The following is a 768-nucleotide window of genomic DNA, read 5'->3' on the forward strand; positions in this document are numbered from 1 at the left end:
GCGACGCATCGATCGCTTGATTGCGACCTTGGCCGGCACGCGCTTCAACGAACTGCTGCGCCATGTGGTCGACGTCCAAAAGTCAGATGATCATTTGCGCCAGTTCCTACGCAGTCAGTTGGTCCACAGCATCGCTGTTCGTTTACGGCAGAGCTTCGTGCTTCACGGCCGAGGCGAGGAACGACGCATCGTCGCGCACGCCAAACTGCCGATCCAGTTCGGCAGACGCGCCGAGGACGTCATCACCATCGTCGAGAATGGTGTCGGCGGTGATGGCACAACGCGTACCTTCATCATGCGGGCCGAGGAAGCATTCAGCGACTTCATGACCGGCTTTGCGGAGGCCTGTCCCAACGCAGCCGAGGACGCGCTCGTCGAGGCAGCGCACGCGCATCGCGAGCATCATGCCAATTGGCGGGGTCTCGACCCGCGCCGGCCGGAGACGCTGGAGGAGATCGGCCGCGGTCTTGGCATCGACTTCAATGAGGTCGAAGCTCCGTCCCCTCAGCAGTTGTTGCGGCTTCTGTATGCAACCGAGGCGATCGGCGGCCAACAGGTGGCCCTCTACGATCTCTGGCAAGAGGTGATGGCGGCAAAGGCCGCGATCGCCACTGCCCTTGGACGCGAGCCTGATGCTTGGGAAATTGCGAGCGCGGCGTCCACGGGAGCCGCCAACGGCATCTATCCTACACTTGGGCACATGCTTGCCGCTTATGGCCAGATAGAAGGCGCGGCGCAGGAAGGCAGCCTGTCGCCGGCCGAGCGGCT

The 768-nt window shown here is 63.2% G+C and carries 1 protein-coding gene; it reads left to right on the plus strand.

Going from position 1 to position 768, the window contains the following annotated elements:
• On the plus strand, positions 1-768 hold a 768-nt coding region (locus EN780_RS39310), incomplete at both ends, for a hypothetical protein (protein WP_189557080.1).

Origin of the sequence: Mesorhizobium sp. M4B.F.Ca.ET.089.01.1.1, from assembly GCF_004022605.1 — a bacterium.
In the GTDB taxonomy this organism is placed as follows: Bacteria; Pseudomonadota; Alphaproteobacteria; order Rhizobiales; family Rhizobiaceae; genus Mesorhizobium; species Mesorhizobium abyssinicae.